The following is a 7,405-nucleotide window of genomic DNA, read 5'->3' on the forward strand; positions in this document are numbered from 1 at the left end:
TGTCATGCTGAGCCGGTGCCTGGCTCCGCGTCGTCGCGCCGTCGCTCCCCGTTCACGGCCGCCCGGGCCCTGACCGCGCTGGTCGCGGTCCTGGCCTCGGTCGCGCTCGCCGCCTGCTCCGGCCCGGCCACGCCGGCGCCCGCCGCGGCGACCACCACCCCGGCGGGTGATCCCGCGCAGGACCCGGCCCTCGCCCGCTTCTACTCCCAGAAGCTCCAGTGGGGGCCCTGCGCCGACTACGCGGCCTCCCCGGACGTCGCGCCGAGCTACGCCGACCCGCGCTACCAGTGCGCCAAGCTCGAGGTGCCCCTCGACTACGCGCAGCCGGGCGGCAGGACCGTGAAGGTCGCCGTCATGCGCTCGGCGGCGACCGACCGGGCGAACCGGATCGGGTCGCTGCTGCTCAACCCGGGCGGGCCCGGCGTCTCGGGCACCCAGCTGGTGCCCGCCACCGTGAAGTCCACCGCGAACACGCCGATCGAGGCCCGCTTCGACCTCGTCGGGTTCGACCCGCGCGGGGTCGGGGTCAGCGAGCCCTCGATCGACTGCCTCACCGACGCCGAGCAGGACCAGTACCGGGCCACCGTCTACGCCGACCCGTCCCCGGCGGGGGTGGCCGCGCTGGAGGCGCACAACAAGGAGTACGCGGACCGCTGCACCGCCCGCATGGGCGCGGACGTGCTCGCGCACCTGGGCACCCGCGAGGTCGTCCGGGACCTCGACGTGCTGCGCGCCGCCCTCGGCGACGAGAAGCTGACCTACTACGGCTACTCGTACGGGACGTCGATCGGCACGACCTACGCCGAGGCCTTCCCGACCCGCGTGCGGGCCATGGTGCTCGACGGCGCCGTCGACCCGACCCAGGACACCGTCGAGACCAACATCGACCAGAGCGCCGGCTTCCAGCAGGCCTTCGACGCCTACGGCGCCTGGTGTGCGAGCCAGCCGAACTGCCCGCTCGGGACCGACCCGAAGGCCACGACGGCGACCTGGCAGAAGATCGCGCAGCCGCTCGTCGACAACCCCGCGCGCACCTCGGACCCGACCCGGACGCTCTCCTTCTCCGACGCGATCACCGGCGTGCAGCAGGCGCTCTACCTGCGCTCGCTGTGGCCGGCGCTGTCGCTGGGCATCTCCCGGCTGGCCGCGGGCGACGGCTCGGTGCTGCTCACCCTCGCCGACTTCTACTACAAGCGCACGAACGGGAAGTACGACAACTCGCTCGAGGCGTTCCAGGCCATCACCTGCATGGACAACGTGCGCATCACCGACCCCGCGCAGGTCGCGAAGCTCAACGAGGGCGTGGTCGGCGCGGCACCGTTCACCGCCACCGGCCGCGGCGCGGTCAACGCGAAGGACCCCTGCGCGTTCTGGCCCGTCCCGCCGACGCTGGAGCCGCACCGGCCGCAGGCCGACGGGCTGACGCCGGTCGTCGTCGTCTCGGTCACCGGGGACCCGGCCACCCCGTACCAGGCCGGTGTCGACCTGGCCGAGGACCTCAAGGGGCGGCTGCTCAAGGTCGAGGGCAACCAGCACACCGCCGGCTACCAGGGCAACGCCTGCATCGACGACAAGCTCACCGCGTACCTGGTCGACGGCACGCTCCCGGACGAGGGCGCCGAGTGCGTGCTGCCCGCCCAGTAGCCGCGTCACCCGATCGCGCTGCGGCGTCCCACACCCTGAGCAGCCACGAAACATCGGCGTAACACGACATTCCTAGCCTGGCGGCCATGGACCGCCAGCAGGAATTCGTGCTGCGCACGCTCGAGGAACGCGACATCCGCTTCGTGCGGCTGTGGTTCACCGACGTGCTCGGCTATCTCAAGTCGGTGGCGGTGGCCCCCGCCGAGCTCGAGGGGGCGTTCGCGGAGGGCATCGGGTTCGACGGCTCGGCGATCGAGGGCTTCGCCCGGGTCTACGAGTCGGACATGGTCGCCCGCCCCGACCCGTCCACCTTCCAGGTGCTGCCCTGGGAGACCAACGGCGAGCACTACTCGGCCCGCATGTTCTGCGACATCGCGATGCCGGACGGCTCGCCCTCGTGGGCCGACCCGCGGCACGTGCTGCGGCGCGCCCTGTCCAAGGCCGGCGAGGCCGGCTTCACCTGCTACGTCCACCCCGAGATCGAGTTCTACCTGCTGCGGGACCTGCCGTCGGACGGCTCCCCGCCGGTCGCCGCCGACTCCGGCGGCTACTTCGACCAGGCCAGCCACGACGTCGCGCCGCACTTCCGGCGCAACGCCATCGAGACGCTCGAGTCCATGGGCATCTCGGTGGAGTTCAGCCACCACGAGGGCGGGCCCGGCCAGCAGGAGATCGACCTGCGCTACGCCGACGCGCTCACCATGGCCGACAACATCATGACCTTCCGGTACGTGGTGAAGGAGGTGGCGCTGACCCAGGGCGTGCGGGCCTCCTTCATGCCCAAGCCCTTCACCGACCACCCCGGGTCGGCCATGCACACCCACTTCTCGCTGTTCGAGGGCGACCGCAACGCCTTCCACGACCCGGACGACCCGTACGAGCTGTCCGAGACGGGCAAGGCGTTCGTCGCCGGCGTGCTGCGGCACGCGCGCGAGATGAGCGCCGTGACCAACCAGTGGGTCAACTCCTACAAGCGGCTGATCACCGGCGGCGAGGCGCCCACCGCCGTGTCCTGGGGTCACGCGAACCGCTCGGCGCTGGTCCGCGTGCCGATGTACTCGCCCGGCAAGTCGTCGACCCGACGGGTGGAGATCCGCACGCTCGACAGCGCCTGCAACCCCTACCTGGCCTTCGCCGTGATCCTCGGCGCCGGGCTGCAGGGCGTGCAGAAGGGCTACGAGCTGCCCCCCGCCACCGAGGACGACGTCTGGTCGCTCACCGACACCGAGCGCCGCGCCCTGGGCTACGAGGCGCTGCCGCAGAACCTCACCGAGGCCCTGGGCGCGATGGAGCACTCGGAGCTGGTCGCCGAGATCCTCGGCGAGCACGTGTTCGACTTCTTCCTGCGCAACAAGCGGGCGGAGTGGGACAACTACCGGCGCAACGTCACGCCCTACGAGCTCGCGACCTACCTGCCCGTGCTCTGACCTGCGATGACGCAAGATGGAACCATGACGACGATTCCGGCCGTCGATTCCGTCGTGATGGTTCCATGATGGGGTCGGAATGGGTCCGGCTCGAGCGGTACGAGGGGCCGTGGGAGCCGGACGACCCGGACGCCAACTTCAAGGCCGAGGTCGCCGACTACGGCCGCCTCGACCCACTGCACACCCTGGCCGGGCTCAGCGCGCACACCGGGATCCCGGTGGGTGCGCTGGCCCGCTACGTCCTCGCCCGGTTCGCCACGACCGGGTCGGGCGGGCTGCTCGAGCTCGGCCCGGCGATGGTGGAGCGGCTCCGCGAACCCGTCCGCCGCGCCGAGGCGGAGGCGACGGACGAGGCCCGACTGGCCGCCTACCGGGAGCTCGCCGCGCTGCTCGGCTGGCTGGGCGCTCCCCTCGACGACCCGGAGCTCTACCCCGGCGCCTGATCCGGCCGACGACCGCCGTGGCGGGGGCCGTGCGGGCGCGGCACCATGGTCGTCACCGGGCGGACATACGGCAGGATGGCTGGACGTGGCGGAACGCACGCGGACCTCGCTGGCCCGGCTCGGCCTCACCGAGCCCTGGGCGGAGCAGACCCTCGCCGAGCTGGGCTGGTGGGCCGAGGACCGGCCCGTCGAGGGCGCCGAGCCGATCATGTGGGCGCTGGCGCGCTCGCCCGACCCCGATCTCGCGCTGCGCCAGACGGAGCGGTTCGCCAAGGCCGCCGGGGACTGGAGGACCGTCGACGCGGCGCTGCGCAGCGACCTCGGGCTGCGCGGGCGGATGCTCGCCCTGCTCGGCGCCTCCACCGCCCTGGGCGACCACCTCGTCACCCACCCCGACCGCTGGACGCTGCTCGCCGACGGCCCGGACCGCGAGAACCCGCCGCCGGACCTCGCCCGCCGGACCGCGAACCTGCTCCGCGCCGTCGGCGCCGATCCGGACGGGCCGACGTCGGGCGGGCCGGGCGGGGCGCGTGCCCAGGTCACCGGGGCGGCCGCGATCACCGCGCTGCGCACGGCGTACCGGGACGAGGTGCTCGGGCTCGCGGCGGCCGACCTCGCCGCCGTCGGGGAGCCGTCGCTGCCCGTGATGGAGGTCGACGAGGTCGCCGCGCAGCTGGCCGACCTGGCCGCCGCCGCGATCCGCGCGGCGCTGGCGGTCGCGCTGGAGGAGGTGGACCCGCCCGAGGACGTCCGGCTCGCCGTGATCGGCATGGGCAAGTGCGGCGGGCACGAGCTCAACTACGTCAGCGACGTCGACGTGATCTTCGTGGCCGAGGGAGACACGCAGGCCGCGTCCCGGTTGGCGAGCCGGCTGATGCGGATCGCGGGGGAGGCCTGCTTCCAGGTCGACGCCAACCTGCGGCCGGAGGGCCGGCAGGGCGCCCTGGTCCGCACGCTCGACGGGCACGTCAGCTACTACAAGCGCTGGGCCAAGACCTGGGAGTTCCAGGCGCTGCTCAAGGCGCGCCCGATCGCCGGCGACGCGGAGCTGGGCGCCGCCTACGCCGAGGCCGTCGCGCCGATGGTGTGGAACGCGGCCAGCCGGGACGACTTCGTGCAGGACGTCCAGGCCATGCGCCGTCGCGTCGAGGAGCACGTCCGCCCCGACCACGCCGAGCGGGAGCTCAAGCTCGGCCGCGGCGGGCTGCGGGACGTGGAGTTCGCCGTGCAGCTGCTGCAGCTCGTGCACGGCCGGTCGGACGAGTCGCTGCGCTCGCCGTCGACGCTCGACGCGCTGGCGGCGCTCGCCGAGGGCGGGTACGTCGGGCGGGACGACGGCGCCAACCTCGCCGCCTCCTACCGCTTCCTGCGGCTGCTCGAGCACCGCCTGCAGCTGCAGCGGCTGCGCCGCACCCACCTGCTCCCGGCCCGGGACGACACCGACGGGCTGCGCTGGCTCGCCCGGGCCGCGCGGCTGCGCCCCGACGGCCGGCACGACGTCGTCGGGGTACTGCTCGCGGAGTGGTCGCGCAACGCGCACCGGGTCCGCCGGCTGCACGAGAAGCTGTTCTACCGGCCGCTGCTGGAGTCGGTGTCGCGGCTGCCGGCCGAGGCGACCCGGCTGTCCGAGAAGGCCGCCGCCGCCCGGCTCAAGGCACTGGGCTGGGCCTCGCCGGAGGGCGCGCTCGGGCACCTGCGCGCGCTGACCGGCGGGGTGTCCCGGGCGGCGTCGATCCAGCAGACGCTGCTGCCGGTGCTGCTGGAGGAGCTCGCCGCCACCCCCGACCCGGACCGCGGGCTGCTCGCCTACCGCCAGGTGTCGGAGGCGCTGGCGAACACGCCGTGGTACCTGCGGCTGCTGCGGGACGAGGGGCTGGTCGCCGAGCGGCTCATGCGCCTGCTGGGCACCTCCGCGCTGGTCCCGGACCTGCTCGTGCGGGCGCCGGAGATCCTGCGCGTGCTGGCCGCGCCCAACCCCGGCCAGCCCGACGAGCTCACGCGGGACCCGGCCGTCGTCGCGCAGTGGATGCTCGCCGCCGTCGCCCGGCAGCCCGACCTGAACTCCGCGGTGTCCTCGGCGCGCTCGATGCGCCGCCACGAGATGCTGCGGGTCGCCTGCGCGGACCTGCTCGGGGCGATCACCGTCGCCGAGGTGTGCGAGGCGTTGTCCACGGTGTGGGTCGCCGTGCTGCGCGCGACGCTCGACGCCACGGTCAAGGAGATCGCCGCGGGGGAGCGGCCGAAGGCCCGGATCGCGGTGATCGGCATGGGCCGGCTCGGCGGCGCCGAGCTCGGCTACTCCTCCGACGCGGACGTGATGTTCGTGTGCGAGCCGGCCGACGACTCCGTGCCCGACGCCGACGCGCTCAAGTTCGCCACGAGCGTGGTCGAGACCGTTCGGCGGAAGCTCGGCGCGCCCAGCCCGGACCCGGCGCTGCAGGTCGACGCGGACCTGCGGCCCGAGGGGCGCTCCGGCCCGCTGGTGCGCACGCTGCACTCCTACCGCGAGTACTACGCACGCTGGGCGGAGGTGTGGGAGGCGCAGGCGCTGCTGCGGGCCCGGCCGGTGGCCGGCGACCCCGAGCTGGGCCGCCGGTTCATGGAGGTCGTCGAGCCGATCCGGTACCCGGCTGCGGGGCTGACCCAGGCGCAGGTGACCGAGATCCGGCGGATCAAGGCGCGGGTGGACGACGAGCGGCTCCCGCGCGGCGCGGACCGCTCCACCCACACCAAGCTCGGCCACGGCGGGCTCGCCGACGTGGAGTGGACCGTGCAGCTGCTGCAGCTGCAGCACGCCGGCGACATCCCCGAGCTGCGGACCACCTCGACGCTCGAGGGGCTGCGCGAGGCGGCCGAGGCGGGCCTGATCACCGCGGACGACGCGGCGGAGCTGCGGGCGGGATGGGAGACCGCCACCCGGGCGCGCAACGGGATCATGCTGGTCAAGGGCAAGCCGGGGGACCAGCTGCCGCGCTCGGGGCGCGAGCTGGCGGCCGTCGCCGCGGCGCTCGGTCACCCGACCGACGGCGACCCCGGCCAGTTCCTCGACGACTACCGCCGCACCACCCGCCGCGCGCGGGCCGTGGTGGAACGGGTCTTCTACGGCTGGGACTCCTGACCCTCCCGCGAGTCGCGCGCCCGGTTCCCGGGGGCCGGGGTCAGCAGTCGCAGCCGCAGCAGTCGCAGTCCGAGCAGCAGTCGCAGCACTCGCAGCTCGCCTCGGAGCAGTCGCAGCCGTTCGCGCACGTCTCGTTGCGGCAGAAGCCCTCACGCGCCTCGCGGGTCCACGGGTCCTCGAAGGTGTCCGCGCAGCACATCCGGCAGCTGCAGAACAGGCCGACGGCCACGGCGCAGCCGGCGAGCGCCCCGCGCGGGGGGCGGGGACCGGGCCGGGAACCCGGCGCGTCCGGCTTCCCCTCGGCGTGCGCGAAGGTGTGCGCGACCGCCCGGTCGAGCTCGTGGACCAGCAGCCGGTGCGCCAGGCGCCGGTGCGTCCAGCGCACCTCGTCGAGGGCGAGCCGGATGCCGAGGGCGGCGTCGTCGGCCAGGGCGCGCGCGGCGGCGAGGTCCGTGCCGGTGGCGCGCAGCGGGTTCCACGCGCCGGTGGCGGCGTCGGCCGGGAGGTCCTCGGCGGCGTCGAGCACGTCGGCGAGCCGCCCGAAGAGCCGCCCGGCCTCCGCGAGCGGTGCCGCGTTCTCCGGGCGGCCGGCGAGGGCCGCCGTGTGCGCGAAGGCGGCCGCGGTGGCCGTCTCGGTCGGCTCGGTGACGGCGAGCAGCGGTGCCCCGGCGTGCTCCAGCGCCGGCTGCCGGGCGACGGCGGCGAGCAGGCCCGCGGGGACCAGGCCGAGCCCGGCCGCGCCCGCCGACGCCCGGTCGGGCCACCCCGCCCCC

At 74.7% G+C, this 7,405-nt stretch carries 4 protein-coding genes and 1 pseudogene; 4 read left to right on the forward strand and 1 reads right to left on the reverse strand.

All coding sequences use genetic code 11. The features are described from left to right. The first annotated feature begins 15 nt into the window (after window positions 1-15). The 4 genes from ACFQH9_RS26270 (at window position 16) to ACFQH9_RS26285 (ending at window position 6,632) form a co-directional block, all read left to right on the forward strand. The gene (locus ACFQH9_RS26270) at window positions 16-1,644 is read left to right on the forward strand and encodes an alpha/beta hydrolase (RefSeq protein ID WP_379570041.1); all 1,629 of its coding nucleotides are present in this window, start codon (window positions 16-18) and stop codon (window positions 1,642-1,644) included. 86 nt (window positions 1,645-1,730) lie between these two features. After that, window positions 1,731-3,071 (forward strand): type I glutamate--ammonia ligase, encoded by a 1,341-nt coding sequence (glnA, locus tag ACFQH9_RS26275; protein ID WP_379570043.1) that lies wholly within the window; start codon window positions 1,731-1,733, stop codon window positions 3,069-3,071. Window positions 3,072-3,136: 65 nt separating this feature from the next. Further along, window positions 3,137-3,514, forward strand: a complete 378-nt coding sequence (locus ACFQH9_RS26280) for a DUF6027 family protein (RefSeq protein ID WP_379570045.1) — start codon at window positions 3,137-3,139, stop codon at window positions 3,512-3,514. An 85-nt stretch (window positions 3,515-3,599) separates the two neighbouring features. Continuing rightward, window positions 3,600-6,632 (forward strand): bifunctional [glutamine synthetase] adenylyltransferase/[glutamine synthetase]-adenylyl-L-tyrosine phosphorylase, encoded by a 3,033-nt coding sequence (locus ACFQH9_RS26285; protein ID WP_379570047.1) that lies wholly within the window; start codon window positions 3,600-3,602, stop codon window positions 6,630-6,632. 40 nt (window positions 6,633-6,672) lie between these two features. Here the strand turns inward: ACFQH9_RS26285 and ACFQH9_RS26290 are convergent. Then, window positions 6,673-7,405, reverse strand: a pseudogene (locus tag ACFQH9_RS26290) (hypothetical protein); the annotation flags it as partial.

Source organism: Pseudonocardia lutea, assembly GCF_042658055.1.
Classification (GTDB): Bacteria; Actinomycetota; Actinomycetes; order Mycobacteriales; family Pseudonocardiaceae; genus Pseudonocardia; species Pseudonocardia lutea.

Bases quoted from the DNA above. Each gene is read 5' to 3' on its own strand.
- glnA (WP_379570043.1), top strand. From the start codon at position 1,731: ATGGACCGCCAGCAGGAATTCGTGCTGCGCACGCTCGAGGAACGCGAC.
- ACFQH9_RS26280 (WP_379570045.1), top strand. From the start codon at position 3,137: ATGATGGGGTCGGAATGGGTCCGGCTCGAGCGGTACGAGGGGCCGTGG.